Raw genomic sequence first — 22168 nt, forward strand, 5'->3', positions numbered from 1 at the left:
TCGACAATCAGATCCAGAGCGCTGGTAAATAAGAAGTTGCCGTTAGTAATTTCACCCAAGGCGAAAATGCTGGCATGTGCGAATCCTTTTTTTCTCAATGACAAAAATCACAACATCCTGATTGGGTTGATAATTCCAGTGACGAGTAAAAGCATCAAGAAAGGCCAGTGATGATGCGCCGCCGCCGACAAGGGTTAAGGTGATCCGTTTCATCATTCTATTCCTCACACGCATCAGTAGAAGTGAACAGTAAGCTTCGTAACCCCAGCCCCAGCACTAAAACAGCCACCGAAAAAAGCAAGGCCGAATCTGTCTCAAAGAACTGGCTGATAAGGCCTGCCCAGAATGAACCGGTTGCCTGAGCCAGGTACATGACAATCAGGTATATCGCGATGACGCGCGAGAGGATTTGCCGTGGAAAAGAGGATTGGATCTCACCATTGAGCAAGGTGACTGCCATGCTCCAACTCAGTCCAAAAACCATGAGAGCAGCGAAAATGACAGTCAGATTACTGCTTAGCCAGATGGTGGCAATCGACGAGATCATCAGGCTATAGCACAACCAATAACCCTGGTGATTGTGGCGAAGTTTCAGCACAGCCGGTAATACGATAACCGTTAACAGTGCGCCCAGACCTGTGGCTCCCATCAAGGTGCCTTGTCCGGCCGTGCTCTGGTTTAAGTGATATTTGGCGATAAAAGGCATCATTGACCAGATCACGCTGCCAGCAAAGAACAAAACACAGGCATCAAATGTGCAGCGGCGAAACAGCCCGGAGGCAGAAATTTGTTGCCACGCATTACGAATGGATACAAAAGCGGGCTGGTCGGTACTGGCCGTCCGTTCGTTGTAAAATCCCCGGAAAAAATAGGCTGAAACGGCAAGCAGCAAAGTCGCCGTGACCAAGTAAACCTGATAGTAAGCCAGCATAAGCAGCAATGTTCCTGCGACGGCAGGGCCGACAGCACGGGCAATATTGAAACCCAGGTTGTTGAGGACAGCCGCATGTTTGACCTGGTCGCCGGGCACGGTCAGCGCAATCCCTGCCTGTGCAACGGGCATGCGGAAGACGGTTGCGACAGAGAATGCAGCCGTCACCCCAACCAGCAATGCCGGGGAAAGCAGCCCCTGCCAGGTTGCGGCTGCTAGGGTTAACGAAACCAGGCCAAGGCTGAGCTGAGCGACAGTCAGAACCAGAGGCTTGCTGAATCTGTCGCCAATCTGACCCGCCAGAATGCCAAACAACAAGAAGGGTAAGGTTGCTGCGACCTGTACCAGCGAGTTGACGGCAGGGGAGGTCGACAAATGCGTTAAAGCGATTGAAGAGGTTGTATTCTGAATCCAAATTGCGCCGTTACTCATGATGTTCGCCAGCCAGAAATGGCGGTACTTCGGATTTCTTGCCACAGCAATTAACTCTGCATGCATGATGTCACCTCCTCAGTCTCTGCAGACCAGATGAATTCGCTGGCAGCCCATTGCGCAATGTCGCGGAAAATCTGTTCCATACGCGCTTCGCTATCAGCTTTGACAATCACGTGAATCAGAGCATCGTTTGACATAGTCATGGCATTGTAGTGTTGTCCGGAAACTGCTCTGGATTGGAATCTGACGATTCCCTCATGTCTGAAGGGGGGATTTCCGGAACAGATCAAACGGCCTGTTTGTGGCGGAAGCTGGAATCGGCCTCCGAGCTGCCCCGGAGTCATGGTTTGCGGGCAAAGTGACTCTGAGTTGAATTCGGCATGCAAATAGGCTTCAACGACATTCACACCGTAAGCCAGTTCAACTTCAGTGGCAAGATCGTTGCCTCCTAACCGGCAGGCAATCTCACACAGGGTGATGTGCTGATTGTTTCCCACGAAGCATTCAATATGGAAGAGGGAGTGCTCAGGAGTCGGGAAGACATGTTCGAGTAAATATCTGCTGAATTCAGTCAAAGGGCGATAAAGAGGGTTTGATTCAGACAGAGTGTACGAGCCAAGGCTTTGGCCACCAACGAAATCCATACAGTTCCCCACATACTTGGCAGGGCTGCATACAGACATTTTTCCGTTTACTACCAGACCGTCGACGTGAAAGACTTCCCCTTCAATGAAGGGTTCAATGATCATATCCGTTGGGTCAATGTCGGTACCGATTTCAGCCCAATGTTCGCAAGAGGTGACTTTGAGCGTTTGCTGGGAGCCGCGGCCAGATTTCGGCTTTATCACGACGGGATAAGGTAACGACTGCCAATTGGCAACCTGATTGGCATCCTGCGGCATTGCGGTGACCACGCCATAACGGGCGGCGTGTTGTTTCATCAGGATTTTATCTCTGAACAGTATGGCTTGGTTAAAACGCTGTCCGGGAATATCGAGAATTTCGCGGATGTGCGCTGCTCTAAGTATGTCTCCTTCGGAAAAGGCGATGACAGTTTCAATAGCAGGCAGCACCCCATTATCGGTTAATCGCTGTAAAAGCTCAGTCGCTGGGTGGGAAAAATAGTGATCCAATTCGATGATCACACCAAATTGAGATGTCAGTTCACTTCTGTTTTCTGCAGATAACTGTTCTGTGATTAAGATGCTGTCACCCTGAAAATATGTTTCCCGGATGCGGCGCTGAATTGACAATATAAACTTTTTACTGGACAAAATGAGAGCTGACATAACGATCCTCTGTTGTACCACCTGTTTATTGATTCGATTGTTTTTATTTGTAACCATTAAATAGATGTAATAACCAATAAATAATATTTTTGTGGTTTATCAATCTGTAGTCTCGATGGGATATTTGCCCATTCAGCGCTGAAATGGAAACACTGTGGTATTTATATATGCAACTGTGTGATCATGATCGGGTTACAACAATAAATTCATCTACTTTGGGAGGCTCTCTTCATCTGTTTCCATATATTTGATTTTGCTTATTACGTATATTGTGTCCGGCGAACAATCTTTCAGGTTGCATGCAGGATTGGCTATTCTGTAAATAGATTCAGTAGTTTGCTTGCGCCGAACGTTGCTGTGGCCAAATTTCAAAACGTTGCTATGGAGAAAGGGAAGTGTTGGGTATTGAAAATGTATGGCTGTTTGTTGTCTCCGGCTTGTTACTGAATATGATTCCCGGACCGGATTCGTTGCTTATTGCAGGGCGCGCCGCGACACAGGGATTTAAAGCGGGCTCTGCGGCTGCGCTCGGGATTGGTTCCGGGACGCTGATCCATATTGTCGCCGCCGCCCTGGGATTATCCGCTGTGCTGGCCACTTCTGCGACCGCGTTTACCGTGGTTAAGGTGCTGGGTGGGGCATACCTTATCTATATGGCAATCAGTATGCTCAGAAGCAGCAGTGCGGCCGGTAATACTGAGGTAATGAAAAAGCCAAAGGCATCGTTGAAGCGAATTTACTATCAGGGATTCATCACCAACCTGTTTAACCCCAAAATCGCTGTTTTCTTTCTGGCATTTATGCCGCAGTTTATCTCGGTATCCAGCGATAATAAGGCATTGGCATTTATCGTTCTCGGACTGATTTTTAACGTTAACGGCATGTTGTGGTGCCATCTGATTGCCTGGGCATCGTCTTCACTCAGCAATAAATTGTCCGTTAGCATCACGACCAAGAAATGGTTATCCCGCTTTACGGCAAGCCTGTTTGGGGTGTTTGGGATCCGGTTGTTGCTCACTTCACAAAGCTAACCGGTAGGAAGTAGAGAAGCATGAATTATTGCTGTGTGGGGTATAAACAAAAAAGCGAGGCCATGAGCCTCGCTTTGTTTTACGTCGCTATCAAGATTGATCAATCCTCGATATAGTTCTCAATACCCGGGCAAGAACAGACCAGGTTACGGTCACCGAAGACGTTATCGACACGGTTGACGGTTGGCCAGTATTTGGCACCTTTGCTGTGCGCGGATGGGTAGCATGCCAGCTCGCGGCTGTATGCGTGCGTCCATTCCGCATCCATCAGATCAACCTGAGTATGCGGTGCATTGACCAATGGGTTGTCTTCCAGTGTCCACTCACCAGACTGCACGCGGGCGATTTCCTGACGAATGGCAATCATGGCGTCACAGAAGCGATCCAGCTCGGTCAGATCTTCCGACTCGGTCGGTTCGATCATCAGTGTGCCGGCGACCGGGAAAGACATGGTCGGCGCGTGGAAGCCATAGTCCATCAAACGCTTCGCGACGTCTTCTTCTGAGATGCCAGAGGCTTCTTTCAGCGGACGGATGTCGATAATACACTCGTGCGCAATACGGCCGTGAGTACCGCGGTACAGCACAGGGTAGTGATCACGCAGGCGTTCCATCACGTAGTTGGCATTCAGAATGGCCAGCTTAGTAGCTTGCGTCAGTCCTTCTGATCCCATCATCGCGATGTAGGCATATGAGATAGGCAGGATAGACGCTGAACCCAGTTCGGCAGCAGAAACTGCGTACTGAGCACCTTCGGTTGCTTTCACTGATTCAACATGGCCCGGTAGGAAAGGCGCCAGGTGTGATTTCACACCGATTGGTCCCATACCCGGACCGCCACCACCGTGTGGAATACAGAAGGTTTTGTGCAGGTTCAGGTGAGAAACGTCCGAACCGATAAAACCAGGGTTGGTCAGGCCAACCTGTGCGTTCATATTGGCACCGTCCAGGTAAACCTGACCGCCAGCAGCATGAACCAGTTCGCACACTTCGCGCACCGCTTCTTCATACACACCGTGCGTCGACGGGTAAGTAATCATGATGCATGACAGGTTATCGCGGTGTTTCTCAATCTTCGCTTTCAGATCTTCAACATCGATGTTGCCGTTGGCATCACAGCCAACCACCACAACTTTCATCGACACCATGGCAGCAGAAGCCGGGTTTGTGCCGTGGGCAGAACTTGGGATCAGACACACGTTCCGGTGGCTGTCGCCATTGGCTGCGTGGTAGCGCTGAATCGCAATCAGACCAGCGTATTCACCCTGCGCACCAGAGTTCGGCTGCAGTGAGAAAGCATCGTAGCCGGTGATTTCACACAGCATTTCAGACAGTTTGCTGGCCAGCTCCTGATAACCCTGAGTTTGATCGGCAGGTGCAAACGGATGCAGGCCACCGAATTCAGGCCAGGTCACCGGGATCATTTCTGCTGCGGCATTCAACTTCATGGTACAGCTACCCAGCGGGATCATACCGTGGGTCAGAGAATAGTCTTTGTTTTCCAGTTTCTTCATGTAACGCATCATTTGCGTTTCACTGTGGTACTGGTTAAACACAGGATGAGTCAGGAACTCACTGGTACGGCGGCAGCTTTGCGGAATCGCCGCGAATTCGTCAGCGGCAATATCGTCAGTGAAAGCGGTGGCTTTCAGTGCCTGGCCGGTGAAGATCTCCAGCAGTTCTTCGACGTCAGTGACTTTGGTGGTTTCATCCAGGCTGACACCCAGCTTGTCGCTGTATTTGCGCAGGTTGATACCGGCAGCCAGTGCTTTCTTGTAGATAGCATCGGTTTGTTTGCCTGAGTTGATGGTCACAGTATCGAAGAAGGTATCGTTAACCAGTTCCAGACCAGCGTTACGCAGACCCGCAGCCAGAATCGCCGTCAGGTGGTGAACGCGGCGACCGATTTTACGCAGGCCTTCCGGACCGTGGTACAGCGCATAGAAGGCCGCCATATTGGCCAGCAGTGCCTGAGCGGTACAGATGTTGGAGGTCGCTTTTTCGCGGCGGATATGCTGCTCACGCGTTTGCATCGCCATACGCAGCGCCTGATTGCCTTTAGCATCTTTTGATACACCGATAACACGGCCTGGCATGGTACGTTTGTGCTGATCTTTAGTTGCCATGAAGCCGGCATGCGGGCCACCAAAGCCCATTGGTACGCCGAAGCGTTGTGCACTGCCGATGACCACGTCAGCACCCATTTCGCCCGGCGCTTTCAGGATAGTCAGTGCCAGCAGATCAGAAGCAACCGCAACCAGTGTTTTCTTGGCGTGTGCTTTTTCAATGATGTCAGTCAGATCGGCAATAGCACCTGTTGTGCCCGGGTATTGAACCAATGCACCGAATACCTCGTGGTTGTCCAGCTCTTCAGCTTGGCCACGGATGATCTCAATACCTATGTATTCTGCACGGGTCACGACCACGTCGATGGTTTGTGGGTGCAGGTCGGTAGAGATGAAGAAGGCTTTGCTTTTGCTCTTGCTGGCACGCTGACACAGGGTCATGGCTTCTGCGGCTGCAGTGGCTTCGTCCAGCAGGGAGGCATTCGCCAGTTCCATACCGGTCAGATCCATGATCATCTGCTGGTAGTTCAGCAGTGATTCCAGGCGGCCCTGAGAAATTTCTGGCTGATACGGTGTGTAAGCCGTGTACCAGCCAGGATTTTCCAGCACGTTACGCAGAATGACATTCGGCGTTAAGGTGTTGTAGTAACCCTGACCGATGAAACTGCGGTTGATGACGTTCTTACGGGCAACAGTCTTCAGCGCAGACAGCATGTCTGCTTCGCTTTGTGGCTGATCCAGCTTCATCGCTTCTTTCAGACGGATGGAAGCCGGTACAGTTTCTTCAATCAACTTGTCAATGCTTTCGGCGCCAATGGTCTGCAGCATTTTTGTCTGCTGTGCGTCATTTGGGCCGTTGTGACGGGCAGCGAAAGCTTTGTCGTCACTGAGTGCATGTAAAAGGTTCATGTCGGTCATGGTTCTTTCCTGAACAGTTACTACACATTGCCAGTGAATGTCTGGGCAATGGCGAGAATTCTCTTGGGTGGAAAAACGGCTTTCGTGTTGAAAGCCGCGGTGTTCCATTACTCTTCGATAGCCGCCTGATATTGGTCAGCATCGATCAGTTTGCTCAGTTCTTCAACGTCAGCAATCTTGATTTTAGCAATCCAGCCGCCTTCGAACGGTGCTTCGTTGATCAGTTCCGGGCTGTCGCTCAGTTCTTCGTTGATCTCAACGATTTCGCCTGTCACAGGGGCATAAATGTCAGAGGCCGCTTTCACAGATTCAACCAGAGAGAAAGACTCACCGGCTTCGGTGCTGTCGCCCACTTCTGGCAGGTCTACGAAAACCACGTCGCCCAGCAGGCCCTGAGCGTGGTCAGTGATACCCATGGTGATAGTACCGTCGCCGTTGTCGCGGACCCACTCGTGGCTTTCAGTAAACTTTAGGTTGCTCATTTAAATCTCCTCGCGCAATGTTTCTGCATCTTTGTTATTTGTGAGGGCAGGCGGGAATCGAAAGCTGCCTGCCGACCATTTTCTGTCACATTAAAATGAATTTACTGGTACAGCGGGAAGCGGCTGCACAGTTTCTGTACCTGCTGCTTCACGCGTTGTTCTGTTTCGCTGTTATCGTCCGGACTGGCTGCCAGGCCATCCAGCACATCGCCGATCCACTCACCGATTTGTTTGAATTCGGCTTCGCCAAAACCGCGACTGGTGCCAGCTGGTGTACCAAGGCGGATACCTGATGTCACCATAGGCTTTTCAGGATCAAACGGGATACCGTTCTTATTGCAGGTGATACCGGCGCGTTCCAGTGCTTCTTCCGCCTGATTGCCCTTCAGGCCTTTCGGACGCAGGTCAACCAGCATCAGATGGGTATCCGTGCCGCCGGTGACAATGTCACAACCGCGTGCTTGCAGCGTCTCTGCCAACACCTTGGCATTGTTGATCACATTTTTGATGTACAACTTGAATTCGGGTTCCAGCGCTTCACCCAGGGCAACGGCTTTACCGGCAATGACATGCATCAGCGGGCCGCCCTGCAGGCCTGGGAACACGGCAGAATTGATCTTTTTATTAATGTCTTCGTGGTTGGTCAGAATCATACCGCCACGAGGGCCACGCAGGGTTTTGTGTGTTGTTGTGGTGACAACATGCGCGTGCGGCAGGGGTGACGGGTGTTCACCGGCTGCAATCAAACCTGCGATGTGCGCCATATCTACCATCAGATAGGCACCGACTTCATCGGCAATGGCGCGGAATTTTTCGAAGTCCACCTGACGCGGAATCGCAGAACCGCCGGCAATGATCATTTTGGGTTTGTGCTCAAGTGCCAGCTCGCGCACCTGATCGTAATCAATGTCGCAGCTGCCCTGACGTACGCCGTACTGAACGGCGTTGAACCATTTGCCCGACAGGGCAGGGCGCGCACCGTGAGTCAGGTGGCCGCCGGCATCCAGAGACATCCCCAGAATGGTATCGCCCGGCTGCAGCAGTGCCAGCATGACAGCGCCGTTTGCCTGGGCGCCCGAGTGCGGTTGAACGTTGACGTATTCACACTGGAAAAGCTGTCTGGCGCGCGCAATGGCAATACGCTCAACTTCATCAACATGCTCACAGCCACCGTAGTAACGGCGTCCTGCGTAACCTTCAGCGTATTTGTTGGTCAGGCAGGTGCCTTGAGCTTGCATGACGGCTTTGGAGACGATGTTCTCAGAGGCAATCAGCTCAATTTGCTGATTCTGGCGGTTCAGCTCTGCGGCAATACCGGCATTCACTGCGCCATCAACCTCGGCAAGGTTGGTTGAGAAGAACATTTCCAAGTCGTGGTTTTGGTATGAAGCTTTCATTTCACGTTATCCTCAATTCGCGCTCTGAACCGGTTCGTGCTGTACGGTGATATCGGTACGCAGAGCGGTATATGTCGTTATGTCTCGTTGTTATCGCTTCCCTGGCTTAAGCGAAGCACCGAAGTGCATTTGCCTAACAAGTGCGTTACATACGTTTCTATTGATAACGGATCAAACCAGAATTTCCAATAGTGGATTATCGTTCACTTTAGTGGCCGCAATCTTACGCAAACGTTTGCTTCTTGTCATGTAAATTTCTATGATAGGGACCAAATTTTCGCTATTTATCTGGCGGAAATGTGTGTCAGCTCTAATTCTTTTTAGTGGCTGATGCCAGCAATAGTGCACTCTGATGGCCGATTATGCTGCTTTTTGCGTTGTCATTGTAACGATATCTGCGTTGGAAAATCTGAGTGTCTGGCCCTGGAAAAAGCGTCAGGGTTTACCTTGTGTTTCCTATTGGAAACTTTATTTCAAATATGTTGTGTAGGTCATGGTTTTGCCTTTGCCTGGCTTCCCACTTGTTAACAGCTTGTGTAAGAATGATTGAAAGACGTGCCTCGGAGGGCAAAATGAGTAGTGATGAACAGCAAGTGGATCCGTACCCATCACTGACTGTCGCCAGGGAACGGGAGTCAGAGAATATTGAGCCGTTGCAGTTAGGCAAGCGGTTGAAAGAAATACGTATGGCTCATGGTCTGACCTTGGAAGAGGCCAGCAAGCGCACCGGATTGGCGCGTTCAACCTTGTCTAAAATTGAGAATGAACAAATCTCGCCGACTTTCCAGGCGATGCAGAAACTGGCCACCGGATTACAGATAGATATTCCGCAACTGTTTGCGCCGCCCAAGCAGCTGGTTGCCACCGGGCGGAGAGATATCACTCGCCAGGGTGAAGGCAAGCCACATCCCACCACGACCTATGAGCATGAATTGCTGGCGACCCAGTTACGCAATAAGAAAATGATGCCTTTTAAGTCGCGGGTTCGTGCCCGTCATTTTGATGATTATTCAGACTGGATCCGGCATGACGGCGAAGAGTTTTTACTTGTGCTGTCGGGGAAAATTACCTTTTTTTCGGAGTTCTATGAACCGGTACGCCTGAGTGAAGGTGATTCAGTGTATTACGATGCCACCATGGGGCACATGCTGGTGTCAGTCAGCGATGAAGACGCCCTTATTCTTTGGGTGACAGCGTCATAACCGTCGTGTTATCGCGGAAACAGTCACAATGGCAGAGGGGGAAACACCGCCTCTGTCGCACTTTGAGAACGGCTAGGTTGAGAGATAAGAAACTTTATCTACTATTGGAAACAAGAGATACAGTTTATCTACCTGCTAGCAACATCTACACAGTGACAGGTTAAGTCAATCTGCCACAGAAATTGATGCAACAGCCGCTGTGCGGTGAATGGAGTAAATATCAATGTCTCAGGATCTTCTTGTTACACCTTTGCATGCCCTTCACATTGAGATGGGTGCCAAAATGGTTCCGTTTGCAGGCTACGACATGCCAGTGCAATACGCACTGGGTGTGCGTAAAGAGCACATTCATTGCCGTGAATCAGCCGGTTTGTTTGATGTTTCCCACATGGGTCAGCTGCGTTTACATGGCGAAAATGCGGCGAAAGCCCTGGAAGCACTGGTCCCTGTCGACATCATTGATCTGCCGGAAGGCAAGCAGCGTTATGCTTTCTTTACCAATGAAAACGGCGGCATTTTAGATGACCTGATGGTGACCAACTTCGGTGACCACTTGTTTGTTGTGGTCAATGCGGCGTGTAAAGAGCAAGACATTGCGCACATCCAGGCGCACCTTCCTGCTGATGTGACGCTGGAAATCATTGACGATCGTGCGCTGCTTGCCCTGCAAGGCCCGAAAGCCGCTGAGGTGCTGGCGCGTCTGAACCCAGCCGTCAGCGATATGCTGTTTATGGATGCCACTAAACTCGAACTGCTGGGCGCAGAATGCTATATCAGCCGTTCTGGATACACAGGTGAAGACGGTTACGAAATTTCCGTACCGTCAGATAAAGCGGAAGAGCTGGCACGTACCTTACTGGCCTACGGCGAAGTCGAGTGGATTGGTCTGGGCGCACGGGATTCACTGCGCCTTGAGTGTGGCCTGTGCCTGTATGGTCATGACATTGATACCACGACCACGCCGGTAGAAGCCAGCCTGTTATGGGGTATCAGTAAGCCTCGCCGCGCTGACGGTGAACGTGCGGGTGGTTTCCCGGGCGCAGAACTGATTCTGAATCAGATTGAGACCAAAGATGTAGCCCGCAAACGTGTTGGTTTGATTGGTCAGTCGAAAGCGCCGGTTCGTGAAGGCAGCAAGCTGTTTGATGCGGACGATAATGAAATCGGCATTGTGACCAGCGGTACGTTTGGGCCGACGAAAGAAGCCCCGGTTGCCATGGCGTATGTAAAAACTGAGCTCGCCACGATTGGTACTGAGATTTTCGCTGAAGTTCGCGGAAAGAAACTGCCAATGACAGTGGAGAAAATGCCGTTTGTACCACAGCGTTATTACCGTGGCTAATGGCGGTAATCAGCAGTGAAGCCTGCCGATAAAAATGGAAAGGAGCGCAATGCGCTCCTTTTTTATTTCGTAAACATCAGCAGGGGGAACTGAGGACGTTTAGCGCTCAATCTCAGCAATCAATCATTTTGTAGGCCGAGGTAAACATCAGGCTGAAGCCTTCTTGTGAAATTTCCTGCGGGGTCAGTTCAGCAGCTTCCAACCGACGGTAACATTCATTCAAAGCAGCGATAACTCGCTCCTGCTCTTGCTTATTCAATATTTCAGCGTTCATTCTTTTCTCTCTTTCTTTTTGTTGTTTTGAGTGATGACTCGTTCGCCGCATGTGGCTACTGAGTCATTGACAGAAAACGCTGTTGATGCACTTTGTTACTGGATGGGGCACAAAGTTCGTTACAGCTTTTCCGGTTAACTAGACCTTTCAACTGTGTCTATGTTTCCAGCTTAATCAAGCTGTGGCGGGATAATGTCAGGAAAAGGTAAAACCTAAAGCCGGCAGAGCGACTTTAGGTAAGACATTAATAACGTGTATTTAAATCGTGCAACTTATTCAAAAAAGCCTGAATCTGGGTTTCATTGTTGTGATGAAAATCGGTCGTTGTCTGGTTAATGACTGTGTCTGGATCTTCATTCAGAGTATGGAAGTGGTAAGTGTTATGAAAGTTAACATCAACACTGACATTACCGTCTGACAGGCTGACGCTGTATCCGTCGTAGCTCTCTGTACAGGTAATATCATCGAGCTGTTTGCCGTTTTCGACGGGTGTTCCCAGTGTTTTTATTTTTTCATAGGCGGTTAGTAAGGCGCGAACATCAACGCTGTTTTTCATGATGGCCTCCGGTTGGATCTACCCCTCATGCTTTAAATTTAGGTGCTGAGTCAACCCTTGCAAGCTTTATTGGCTTTTGATTAATCCAGATCAATTCAGGATGTAACAATTTCATTACATGGTGCTGTTAATCTGGATAAACACTGGCGGGACTATTTCTGAGCTGGGGTAGTGACCTTGGATAAGGTGCATGATAATTTGAGGAAAGTCGCAATAACAAAACGGAATTTCACAGATGTTCAAGCAGCTTACTGAAGCACAACTCGATCCAATTTTATCCCTGACACAAATGTTCCGCGAGGATGCCCGTTCTGAGAAGATGGATTTGGGTATCGGTGTATACCGCAACAGCCAAGGTGAAACGCCAATCATGCAGGCGGTATTTCAGGCTGAGCAGCGTCTGTTGGAAACACAGAAAACCAAAGCCTATGTGGGGTTAGCAGGCGATGAAGTTTTCAATCAGGCAATGATGGATTTACTCATCAAAGATACCTCTGCTTATCAGCGTGCTGCTGCGGTACAGACCCCGGGCGCCAGTGGCGCACTGCGTATGCTGGCCGATCTGATGCATCTGGCTCAACCAGACACAACCGTGTGGATTTCAAACCCCAGTTATGTCAACCACAAGCCGGTAATGGAAGCGGCTGGCCTGAAAGTGAAGTTCTATCCGTACTTCGATACCGCAACCAAACAAGTTAACAGCGAAGCGATGCTGGCAGAGCTGGCGAAAGCCGGCCCTAAAGATGTGGTATTGCTGCATGGTTGCTGCCATAACCCGACCGGCGCGGACATTTCATTTGATGACTGGAAGGCAATCACTGAGCTGGCGAATAAAAATGGTTTCCTGCCCTTTGTTGATATCGCTTATCAGGGATTTGGTGACGGGCTGGAGCAGGATGCGGCCGGTTTACGCCATCTGGCTGACAATGTGGAAGAAATGATTGTTGCCACTTCCTGCTCCAAGAATTTTGGTTTGTACCGCGAGCGTACGGGGGCGGCGATTATCATCAGTGATTCTCTGAAAGAAGCTCAGAAAGCCAAGGGCAGAATTCTGCAGCTGGCGCGTGCTTCTTATACTATGCCACCTGATCACGGTGCGGCTCTGGTGGCGACTGTCCTCAATGATGACTCTCTGACCGCCACCTGGAAAAGCGAGCTGACGGAAATGAATCAGCGTCTGCGGCGTCTGCGTGCGGGTTTGACTCAGGCGGTGCGGGATAATGGCTCCGATGCGTTTGATTTCATTGAAAAGCACAAAGGGATGTTTTCCGTCACAGGTTTAAGTCAGGATCAAATTATTCAGTTACGTAATGAATTCGGCATTTATGCGGTTGGCGACGGCCGGATTAACATTGCAGGTTTGCAGGAGCAGAAACTGGATTACCTGGCAAAAGCCTTGTTGAGTGTCAGTCGCTGATCGGTTCGTCAAAACTTAACTCAGGCAAACAGGCAGAAGGAGCACTCAGGTGCTCCTTTTTCTTGGCGTTTTAATCGCTTTTTTATTGATCCGGGAACACAAACTCAGCCTGCACTGGGTAATGATCAGACAGATCGCTGTAGTAGCCATTATGCCAGAACTCACCTTCAGGTAATGGCCATTTGCCTTTCAGGTAATGCCAGTACCATTGTTCATCGGCTTGCAGTTTCACCACTTTCATTGCTGCTGGTACTGAGGGTTGCAGGTAGTCTTGATGCCAAAGGACATAATCCAGGGTATCGTTGTAGTTGAGTGAGTAACCGTCCCTGTACGCACCAGATTTGGTGATCCAATTGTATTTGGCAGAGAAGCTGCCGGTGCTCGGATCGGGAAAAAACAGCTGGCTTTGTGTCGTTGTCAGCATGTCTGCAATCTGATCCTGGCGGCTCCACTCCACATTCAGATCGCCTGCAATAATAACGGGCTCTGAGGTCGGAATAGCTTGTGCTGAAATGAAACTCTGCATTTCAGCCAGCTGTGCCATGCGCACCGGGTGTTCTTTATCCGGGTTGTCAGTGCTGGATTGCAGGTGTGTACCAAGCAGATGAAAGCGCTGACCATTTTTGTCAATTTCGACGTAGGCAAAGCCTTTGTTGGCATAATAATCCCAGGTGCTGTTGTCGCTGGCGTGATAAACATGCGCTTTCTGGCTCACAATGGGGTAGCGAGACAATATTGAGACACCGCCACGCACAACCACAACAGAGTTGGAACAATCTCCGGTTAATGCATCCCATCCCCGGCCGCTGCAATCTAAGCCCACAACCGGTGTTTGATATGGATACAGAGACGCCAGTTCATTAAGCATGACTTCGGAATCTGGATTGAAGGCTTCATTGATGATCAGCACATCGGGTAAGTTTTCCAGGGCAGAAATCGCAGCGGGTATCCGCTGGGCGCGATTGGCCTGATCCCAATCACCGAAAGAGAGTAACAGCGTGTTATACGCCATGACGTTTAACGTTTCTGCCTGAGTGAAGGATGACAACAATAACAAAGTTGTCCCTAACATTTTTTTCATCGCCAGTGTCCTTGTTGATTAATTAAAGAGAATCATTCTCCCGATGAAATGATAGGTGTGCTTATGTTAAGAGTTTGTTGCTTTAAGATGAAAGTTAACGCTAACCAACAGAAAAATAAGGATAATTGAGAAATAACTCGAAAAAGTGAAATTTAGCTAACAGTAATTACAGGGATGAGATCTGGGTGGGAGCAGGTTTCAGGGGGAAACAGCAATGGCGCGATGGATCAGTCTGTACCGGCAAGCAAAGTACAGACTGGCGGGCTTAGCATAACCACAACGTTTCAGATTTCTCAGACGCTTGCTGAATAAGCCAGCTTGTCATAGCAGCGACAAGTTCATCATGATTTGGCAGCGGTAGCGCACAGATGTCGCTGATTAAGGTGTCTGTCGGACTGTCCGGGTCGGTAAACAGCATACCGCAGGCTGCAGGCTTCCCCTGATAGAACCCCACGAACAGTTGTGCTGGACAGTCGGTCTCCAGCATGATTTGCGTCAGAAACTCTATGACAGCGTCAGACTCTTCATTTTGCCATTGGCTGGCATGAACCAGAGAAAACCGGATAGTGAGAGGGTGGCAATCGACAGGATAGACACTCAACAAATCTGAAGGCGAAGCGAAATCAGAAGCTTGAACTGAGTTGACTGTCAGTTCGTTCTGCGCGGTGTGATAGAGGGCAAGCCCCTGCTTGCTGAGCGCTGTGGGAAACTCAGCGTCCGTAATATGACTGGCCATCCAGGCATTTTTTTGTGCGAGCAACTGTGTGATTTGAGAATGCATATCTTCGATTTCTGCTGGATTCAGCCTCAAAGATACATGAAACAGGCAAAAGAAGGTATGTTAAATTTTTACAATTTCGCTGTTTCAGCGTGAGTCAGGAATCAGTGTTTATCAAAGTAATCCTTATTCCTGATGTATTTGTGCATATAGTGGTAAGTGATAGGGCGCAATATCCAGCTCACCAGTGACTTGTACAGTCTGACCGGTGTCGAGATGTTGTCGTAGATTTTTTCGTTGTGCAGCCAGAGCATTTTACCTACATGCCAGTGCATCAAAGGAATAGCCGGCAGAAAGGTGACTATGTCCAGATCGCAGCATATCCGGTAGGTGCAGTGATGGTAACTGTAGGCTTGCCTGAAGCTCCAGAAGCCGGCCGCCGGTTGCCCGAAAGTCACAACCCGTTTGATGGCGTCAGGAAACTCTTTGCCCAGCCTTTCCACTGTCAGCACCGCCATGGCACCACCGGAGGAATGGCCAGTGAAAGACACCCTTTTTCCGTTGCTGATCAAGGGTAACAGGGTTGAGCGAATTTGCTGGTAGAGCGATTCATCCTGAAAATGCTTTGCATCAGCAGCTTGCAGATAATCAATTTCTTGTGAAGCCGACATGGAGGGGAACGCCTCTGCGTACCGATTTGAGTCTATTTTACTTTTCTGTTCCAGAAGAAAGTGATAGCCCCAGTGGACATGATAAGGCTTATGTCTTCCTGGCAGCTTTTGCGGAAAACACGCAAAGTTGAGTAGCCAGTCCCACAGGTTTTGCGATCCTTTGAACACGACTATGGCTTCATTCTGCTCTCCCCAGAGTACCCGGATAATGGTTCGCCCCCATCTGTCGGTAATATCTCGCCGGCCTGCCGGGTCAAAGCCATACTGGGTATGGTCAAAGTCAGCCGGATAAGCCTGTCGGCATAAAATGGCGTAGCGTTCGTACTGATAGCGTTTAAGTTTCTTCATACAGTCGGCAAATTGGTGCTTCTGTGTGTGATGTCTCCCCTGAGGCTAACGGGTTAACATCGCAAATTCATGACAATATGACAGTTACATTTTGGTGTAACGTTTCTCTCAAGTTTCTCTTAACATTCACTAATTCAATGATCAAAGCATAGTGCTGCTTGTTTTTTGTTCTTTATGCTGTCATTTTGGGTGGGTAAACTATGCGCATCTGGCATTGTGCGCACAGTGTGCCATGTTGTTTAGGGCATATCCCGAAAGGGAATCACAAGGACAATTGCTAAATTGAAGCCAACTTTAGGAGAATGACTGATGGAAAATGGTTTACAAAAGGCTTTGCAACAACAATGGTCTTCACCGGTGTTTGACCCTAGCCTGTACTTTTCTCACGTTGAAACCTGGATGCAGGTTCACCGTGCATGGGAAGCCATTGCGGCGAAGCAGTTTACCCGGGCAACACACGACGGCTATGACAATACCCTCAAGCAGATTGAACAGGCAGACAAGGTATTGAATGAGAAAGTGCAGCAAACCAAAGAGCAAGGACTGGTGTTTCCGTTTGATATGATGCAGTTAGCCAGTGAGAATATGCTGTCGGGTTGGCTGGCGATGACGGGTCAGGAAAGCGCCGCTGCAGACAATTCTCAGCAACTGGAAGAGTTGGAACAAGCGTTAGCGCTTATGACGTCTGAGTGTGAAAAAGCACAGAAAGCCAAGCAAACGGCACAGCGCAATCAGCGTAAAGTGAAAACCGATCTTGATGCCAGCACGGCGAAAGTGGCATCGCTGAATGAAGAACTCCGGGCGGTAAAAGCGGAACTGGCTGAAGCCAACAAGCTGGCTAAAAAAGAGCAAACAGAATTGCTGGCCGGACAGAAAACGCTGCAAAATGAGAATGATGCGCTGAAAAAGCAACTGAAAGAATTGCAATCCCAGCAGATGTCACAAACTAAAGCATCACAAACCAAATCATCAGACGTGTCCTGAAAAACGGGTCAACCGAATGCCGTGTACATCAAGCGCCGAAAGGCGCTTTTTTGATCTGGCAGGGAAAAGGCAACCGGATAAACACTCAGGCACCGAAGACTGGGGGAGGTCTTCTTTATCCGGTTGCCATAGAATGAAACCAGCCAGCTAAGTGCTTCATTCTGTATAAGAATAACGGGCAGAAGCTGAATGCGGCGGTTTCATGTAACAGCAATGTAGACTAAAATAGGGAAACAAAAAATTGAAAATCCCAATTTAAAAGGTTCCCCTTTTCTATGAGTGGTCAGCGTCTGAAAACGCAATTCCAGCGTCTTTATAGCCATTTTTCCGGTCAGGACAGCGATACAAACTTGCAAGACATTTCTGATGTGCTGTTTTGCACGCGCCGCAATGTGCGTATGGTCATCAACAAGATGGTCGAGAAGGGATGGATCGACTGGGAACCGGCTATCGGTCGCGGCAAACAGTCACGGTTAGTCTTTCATAGTACGGATGCTGAGCTGCAGTACAATCATGCCCGTAAGCTGGTCGCCGATGGCAAGCTGGAACCCGCTCTGGAAGCGCTGGGGCATGATGCCAATAAGCTGGCACAGCTCATACAGGAACAGCTTGGACTGTCCACCCAAAAAGGACGTCAGATTGTTCGCGTTCCCTATTACCGCGCGTTTACCAACCTCAATCCGCTTCGTCCGCTCCGGCGTTCCGAGCAGCATCTTGTGCGACAGATTTTTAACGGACTGACACGGATTAATGAGGAAAAAGAGGAAACCGAAGGCGATCTGGCTCATCACTGGGAGGCTTTTTCTGCCCGCCACTGGCGGTTCTATCTTCGTCCTGCTGTTCGCTTCCACGATGGCAGTCTGCTGGACAGCCAGGATGTCGTGAAGAGTCTTGAGCGCCTTAAAGAGCATAAGTTGTTCTGCCATCTCAGTCATATTTCTTCACCCTTTCCTAATACCATTGATATTCGTCTTAGCCATGATGATTATCGCTTGCCTGATTTACTGGCTAACATCATGGCGGTGATTCAGCCTGCCGAGCTGGACAGTGAAAAGGAAGCGGATTTGTTTCCGGTGGGCACCGGGCCTTATAAAGTCACGCAAAATGACAGGCAGCGTTTGACGCTGGAAGCGTTCGATCACTATTTTGGATTCCGGGCTCTGATAGATGTGGTCGAGATCTGGATTTTAACCGGTGTCACCGCCTGCTATCTGCAACCCGGCACGGATAGGGTTGTTGAGCAGATTAAAGACGTGAACGATCAACTGACCCTGGATGAAGGTTGCAGCTATCTGCTGCTGAACAGGGTCAATGGTCTTGCCAGCGATCCTGAGTGGCTGGCTTATTTTCAGAGCCGGTTTGGGCCAATGCAATTGCTGTCGAGGATGAATCCGGCAGAGACAGGCGATATCCGTTTGATCAATGCTTTTGGGTTGTTACCCGGCTGGACCGATCTTAACCCGCTACCGGTAAAAGCCGCTGTTCCAGCTAAACGCATGGTGACGTTAGCGTTTCCTCAGCATCATCCGGTTTACCATGAACTGGCCCGGGCGATAGAAAGCGTTCTTGCCGAAGACGGACTGAGACTCAAAGTGATGGAGCTGAGCAACACAGATGTGCTGATGGGTAAGCACGCGGATAAAATCGACATCTGGCTCAATGGTATGAGCCTGAGTAACCACAGGGATGATGCTTTTCTGGCCTGGCTTTACAGCTTCGACCATATTTCACGGGCAATGCCTGACAGTGAATTTGATTCGCTGAATCAGCGCGTTAAAGCATGGCGTTCAGAGCATGGCCGAGCGTGTCCCAGCCATGACATAGGCGCGAGTCTGGTTAAATCAGGCCAGGTGATTCCTTTATTTCATGCCTGGTTAGGGGTGTACAGCGCCGGTCCGGTACAAGGTATGGAACCCAATTCCATGGGATGGTTTGATTTCAAATCCGTCTGGCTCAAACCGGGCCTGGAATAGACCCGGCAGCGTTAAACCGTCTATTGGGTGGTTTCGACAACAGCTTTCTCTGCTCTCGGATCCCAGTCCTGATCACTGAACCAGCGTCCAATCGGCCGCCAGACGGTATCTATCATGGATTTGTACCAGGGTGCTTTTTCTGAAGTTTCCGCGGCAAGAATTGGCTGAACTGTCAGTAAATGTTTGTCGAGATACCACTCGACTTTGCCCACCTGCTGGCCTTTGGTGACAGGAGCTTCCAGGTTTGCGTTATAAAAAACTTTGTGTTCCAGGCTTTTCCGCTGGCGGCGTGGTACGGTAAGAACGCCGCTGTCACCCACTTCAACCTGAACGTTTGATGGAGAGCCATACCAGACTTTGGCTTTTTTCAGTGTCTTACTGTCAAAATCGGGTTTGAGATCCTGATAGAAACGAAAGCCCCAGGTCAGTAATTTTTTGCTTTCGTTGCGGCGGGTATTCACGTTTTCTGTCCCCAGTACCACGGCTATCAGCCTGAAATCATCTTGTGCTGCTGAAGAGACCAGGCTGTAACCTGATTCTTTGGTGTATCCGGTTTTCACACCATCGGCATTGAGGCTGGTGTCCCAGAGGAGCGGGTTACGGTTGCCCTGTTTGATGTTGTTGAACGTGAATGATTTGATTTTAAACATTTCGTACATTTCAGGCAGGTCATGAATAAATGCCCGCGTCAGCAGCGCCATGTCATAAGCGGTTGTCGCTTGCTGATCATTATCCAAACCATGTGGATTGGTAAAATAGGTATTATTCATCCCCAATTTTTCTGCCTGGCGGTTCATCATTTCGATAAATGCTGAAGTATGTCCGGCAACATGCTCGGCAAGTGCCACTGTGGCATCGTTGCCGGAAGACACGATCACACCGTGATTAAGATCGTCGACGGAGACAGTATCGCCCACTTTGATAAACATGACTGAAGAGCCCGGAAATTTTTGACTCCAGGCATTTTCACTGATCACCACTTTGTCGTCATTGTGAATATGACCGGCCTTCAGCTCGGTTCCGACCACATAACTTGTCATAATTTTGACCAGGCTGGCGGGGGCATGCGCTTTGTGCTCATTACTGCCGGCGATCACTTGCCCCGATTGGTAGCTCATCAGCACCCACGCGTCAGCAGCGATCTCCGGAGGGCTTGGCATCAGCGGCTCTTCTGCCAATGCGGGAGGAAGCAAAGAAAGATACAGGCCGGTTGTAAAGCATAACAACGCGGGTCTAAACAGTGTTTTTATCATAGTCCAGTGCCCCTATTCAGATGACGCCGAGTGATACCAACCAAAATACAGGTTTGTTATTTTCCGGTCCGACAACCCGTGATCGAGACGGATTTTTTATATTTATTGTCACGAGTTAGGTTAATTTTCGCTTTATCACTGACTGTTACTCTTCATGAAAAATCTGACGATACACAGATTCTGATTGGTACTACTTCCAGCTTAGTAAAAACTCTGTTCGTGAGGATATTTTTTACCGTCGGCCTGTGCTGTTTAGCTAATGACGCTGTCAATGAACCTCTTCATGTTTGTTTCATATTATGTTGTTAATTTGATGTAGTTATCAAAAAAGTGATAGCCCATTCATAATTTTGTTCATCAATCGAGATTTGTGTGCAACTTTATGTTCTTAACACCTCGTTAACAAAAATCACAGGGATACACATGAAGCGAGCATTAACACTGCTGGGACTTTTAACATTCGGAGTGCAGGGCGCGGCAGTCGCTCAGGTCAGTAACGGCGACTTTGAAAGCTGGAGTAATGGGAGTCCGGATCATTGGACCACTATAGATTCAGGGATCAGTGTAGATGTAACCAGCAGTCAGGTTTACTCAGGAAGCAGTGCTGCGGCAATAACTGTCAATACTGGAACGCAAAGTTCAACGGATTTTCGTCAGACAGTCGGTGTGACTGATGGGGAAACTTACGAATTCAGTGTCTGGGTATATCACACTGAAGGAGGGGTGGCCGCACGTTTGTATGTTGATGGTTATCTGGAATATTCCACACCTGCAACTACCGGCCAGTGGCAGCAGCTTAGTTATAGCTATACAGCCGCGAGTACCACCAGTATTGAGGTAGGGTTACGTTTCTATGACCAGCCGGGTTTTGATGGCTCAGAAGTAGTTTATGTGGATCGCTTTGAACCCACCGGCAGCGAGGGCGGCAGTTCAGGAGGAACAGGCTCAGGAGGCGGGCTGAGTGATCTGTCGAGTTACTATCAGACGGCTGAAGGATTGACCGGATATACACTGAAAACAGCACTGTACAATATCATCAAGGATCACAGTGCTCAGAGCTATAGCGATCTGTGGACGTTTTACAGCACATATGAACGGGATGACAGCTATGAAAATGACGGTTCCATTCTGGACATCTATTCGGAGAATCCGTCGGGAACTGATAGTTATACCTTTACGCCAGGTAACGATCAGTGCGGCTCCTATAGTGGTGAAGGCGACTGTTACAACCGCGAGCATTCTTTTCCTCGAAGCTGGTTCGGCGGGGCCGTTGCACCGATGAATACCGATGTGCACCATGTGTTCCCGACCGATGGTTATGTGAATGGCAGACGGAGCAGTTACCCTTACGGCGAAGTTGGCAGTGCGACTTACACTTCTGATAATGGTTCAAAGCTGGGCTCGGCTGCATCCGGCCTGAGTTATTCGGGGACTGTGTTTGAGCCTGTAGATGCTTTTAAAGGTGACATTGCCCGGGCTTATTTTTATATGGCCACCCGCTATCAAAACGTGATTTCCGGCTGGGAATCGAATAACACATACGGCGACGCAGTGTTGAACGGAAGCAGTGATCAGGTGTTTGAGGAGTGGTTCCTGGCGATGTTACTGCAATGGCATCAGGACGATCCGGTCAGCCAGAAAGAGTTAGACCGCAACGAAGACGCTTACAGTTTCCAGGGCAACCGCAACCCGTTTGTCGATTATCCGGAATTTGTGACAGAAATATGGGGGCAGTAAACGCCTCTCAGTCAGGGGCCCGTTTGGGTCCCTTTCTTTTTTCTCATTAAACGGTTATCTCTGC

General features: G+C 49.5%; 19 protein-coding genes. 7 read left to right on the forward strand and 12 right to left on the reverse strand.

Translation table 11 applies throughout. The features are described from left to right. Window positions 1–51: 51 nt before the first annotated feature. The 3 genes from H511_RS24565 to H511_RS0103525 are packed head-to-tail and all read right to left on the reverse strand — an operon-like array spanning window position 52 to window position 2712. A complete protein-coding gene (locus H511_RS24565) occupies window positions 52–216 on the reverse strand; it encodes a hypothetical protein (RefSeq protein WP_211225178.1) in 165 nt (54 codons plus the stop codon). A 1-nt stretch (window position 217) separates the two neighbouring features. Beyond that, complete coding sequence (locus H511_RS0103520; protein ID WP_027251062.1) at window positions 218–1429, reverse strand: MFS transporter; 1212 nt, start codon at window positions 1427–1429, stop codon at window positions 218–220. Then, window positions 1414–2712 (reverse strand): ATP-grasp domain-containing protein, encoded by a 1299-nt coding sequence (locus tag H511_RS0103525; protein ID WP_155804792.1) that lies wholly within the window; start codon window positions 2710–2712, stop codon window positions 1414–1416. The genes H511_RS0103520 and H511_RS0103525 overlap by 16 nt, the downstream gene beginning before the upstream one ends. A 338-nt stretch (window positions 2713–3050) precedes the next feature. Here H511_RS0103525 and H511_RS0103530 point away from each other — a divergent pair, with 338 nt between their 5' ends. Further along, window positions 3051–3686, forward strand: a complete 636-nt coding sequence (locus H511_RS0103530; RefSeq protein WP_027251064.1) for a LysE family translocator — start codon at window positions 3051–3053, stop codon at window positions 3684–3686. Window positions 3687–3786: 100 nt separating this feature from the next. On the opposite strand, the gene gcvP is transcribed toward H511_RS0103530, so the two are convergent. The 3 genes from gcvP to H511_RS0103545 form a co-directional block, all read right to left on the reverse strand. Next, window positions 3787–6669 (reverse strand): aminomethyl-transferring glycine dehydrogenase, encoded by a 2883-nt coding sequence (gcvP, locus tag H511_RS0103535; protein WP_027251065.1) that lies wholly within the window; start codon window positions 6667–6669, stop codon window positions 3787–3789. Between the two features lie 107 nt (window positions 6670–6776). Further along, on the reverse strand, window positions 6777–7151 hold the full coding sequence (gcvH, locus tag H511_RS0103540) for a glycine cleavage system protein GcvH (protein WP_027251066.1): 375 nt from the start codon (window positions 7149–7151) through the stop codon (window positions 6777–6779). A gap of 101 nt (window positions 7152–7252) precedes the next feature. Next, entirely contained in the window at window positions 7253–8548 is a 1296-nt protein-coding gene (locus H511_RS0103545; protein WP_027251067.1) for a serine hydroxymethyltransferase, read from the reverse strand. A gap of 572 nt (window positions 8549–9120) precedes the next feature. Here H511_RS0103545 and H511_RS0103550 point away from each other — a divergent pair. After that, on the forward strand, window positions 9121–9750 hold the full coding sequence (locus tag H511_RS0103550) for a helix-turn-helix domain-containing protein (protein ID WP_027251068.1): 630 nt from the start codon (window positions 9121–9123) through the stop codon (window positions 9748–9750). A gap of 223 nt (window positions 9751–9973) precedes the next feature. Then, window positions 9974–11092 carry a glycine cleavage system aminomethyltransferase GcvT gene (gene gcvT / locus H511_RS0103555; RefSeq protein ID WP_027251069.1) on the forward strand — a complete coding sequence of 373 codons (1119 nt, stop codon included), beginning with the start codon at window positions 9974–9976 and terminating at the stop codon, window positions 11090–11092. A 112-nt stretch (window positions 11093–11204) separates the two neighbouring features. Here the strand turns inward: gcvT and H511_RS24850 are convergent, their stop codons facing one another. Continuing rightward, a complete protein-coding gene (locus H511_RS24850; protein ID WP_169449965.1) occupies window positions 11205–11366 on the reverse strand; it encodes a hypothetical protein in 162 nt (53 codons plus the stop codon). 244 nt (window positions 11367–11610) lie between these two features. Then, complete coding sequence (locus H511_RS0103565; protein ID WP_027251070.1) at window positions 11611–11922, reverse strand: DUF3081 family protein; 312 nt, start codon at window positions 11920–11922, stop codon at window positions 11611–11613. A 235-nt stretch (window positions 11923–12157) separates the two neighbouring features. Here H511_RS0103565 and H511_RS0103570 point away from each other — a divergent pair, with 235 nt between their 5' ends. Beyond that, window positions 12158–13339, forward strand: a complete 1182-nt coding sequence (locus H511_RS0103570; protein ID WP_027251071.1) for an amino acid aminotransferase — start codon at window positions 12158–12160, stop codon at window positions 13337–13339. 82 nt (window positions 13340–13421) lie between these two features. On the opposite strand, the gene H511_RS0103575 is transcribed toward H511_RS0103570, so the two are convergent. From H511_RS0103575 to H511_RS0103590, 3 genes are all read right to left on the reverse strand, one after another. Next, window positions 13422–14420, reverse strand: coding sequence for a sphingomyelin phosphodiesterase (locus H511_RS0103575; RefSeq protein WP_027251072.1), 999 nt, complete (start codon window positions 14418–14420; stop codon window positions 13422–13424). Window positions 14421–14685: 265 nt separating this feature from the next. After that, on the reverse strand, window positions 14686–15201 hold the full coding sequence (locus tag H511_RS0103580) for a hypothetical protein (protein WP_027251073.1): 516 nt from the start codon (window positions 15199–15201) through the stop codon (window positions 14686–14688). Between the two features lie 101 nt (window positions 15202–15302). Beyond that, on the reverse strand, window positions 15303–16157 hold the full coding sequence (locus tag H511_RS0103590) for a lipase family protein (protein ID WP_027251074.1): 855 nt from the start codon (window positions 16155–16157) through the stop codon (window positions 15303–15305). A gap of 309 nt (window positions 16158–16466) precedes the next feature. Here H511_RS0103590 and H511_RS0103595 point away from each other — a divergent pair, with 309 nt between their 5' ends. Both H511_RS0103595 and sgrR read left to right on the forward strand, forming a co-directional pair. Then, window positions 16467–17141 (forward strand): hypothetical protein, encoded by a 675-nt coding sequence (locus H511_RS0103595; protein WP_027251075.1) that lies wholly within the window; start codon window positions 16467–16469, stop codon window positions 17139–17141. Between the two features lie 275 nt (window positions 17142–17416). Then, window positions 17417–19114, forward strand: coding sequence for an HTH-type transcriptional regulator SgrR (gene sgrR / locus H511_RS0103600; RefSeq protein ID WP_027251076.1), 1698 nt, complete (start codon window positions 17417–17419; stop codon window positions 19112–19114). A gap of 20 nt (window positions 19115–19134) precedes the next feature. Here sgrR and H511_RS22460 read toward each other — a convergent pair whose 3' ends face one another. Next, window positions 19135–20274 (reverse strand): D-alanyl-D-alanine carboxypeptidase family protein, encoded by a 1140-nt coding sequence (locus H511_RS22460; protein WP_237582911.1) that lies wholly within the window; start codon window positions 20272–20274, stop codon window positions 19135–19137. A gap of 516 nt (window positions 20275–20790) precedes the next feature. On the opposite strand from H511_RS22460, the gene H511_RS0103610 reads away from it, so the two are divergent. Then, window positions 20791–22104 (forward strand): endonuclease, encoded by a 1314-nt coding sequence (locus tag H511_RS0103610; RefSeq protein WP_027251077.1) that lies wholly within the window; start codon window positions 20791–20793, stop codon window positions 22102–22104. The last annotated feature ends 64 nt before the right edge of the window (window positions 22105–22168 follow it).

It is taken from the genome of Photobacterium halotolerans DSM 18316 (genome assembly GCF_000425165.1).
GTDB classification, from domain to species: Bacteria; Pseudomonadota; Gammaproteobacteria; order Enterobacterales; family Vibrionaceae; genus Photobacterium; species Photobacterium halotolerans.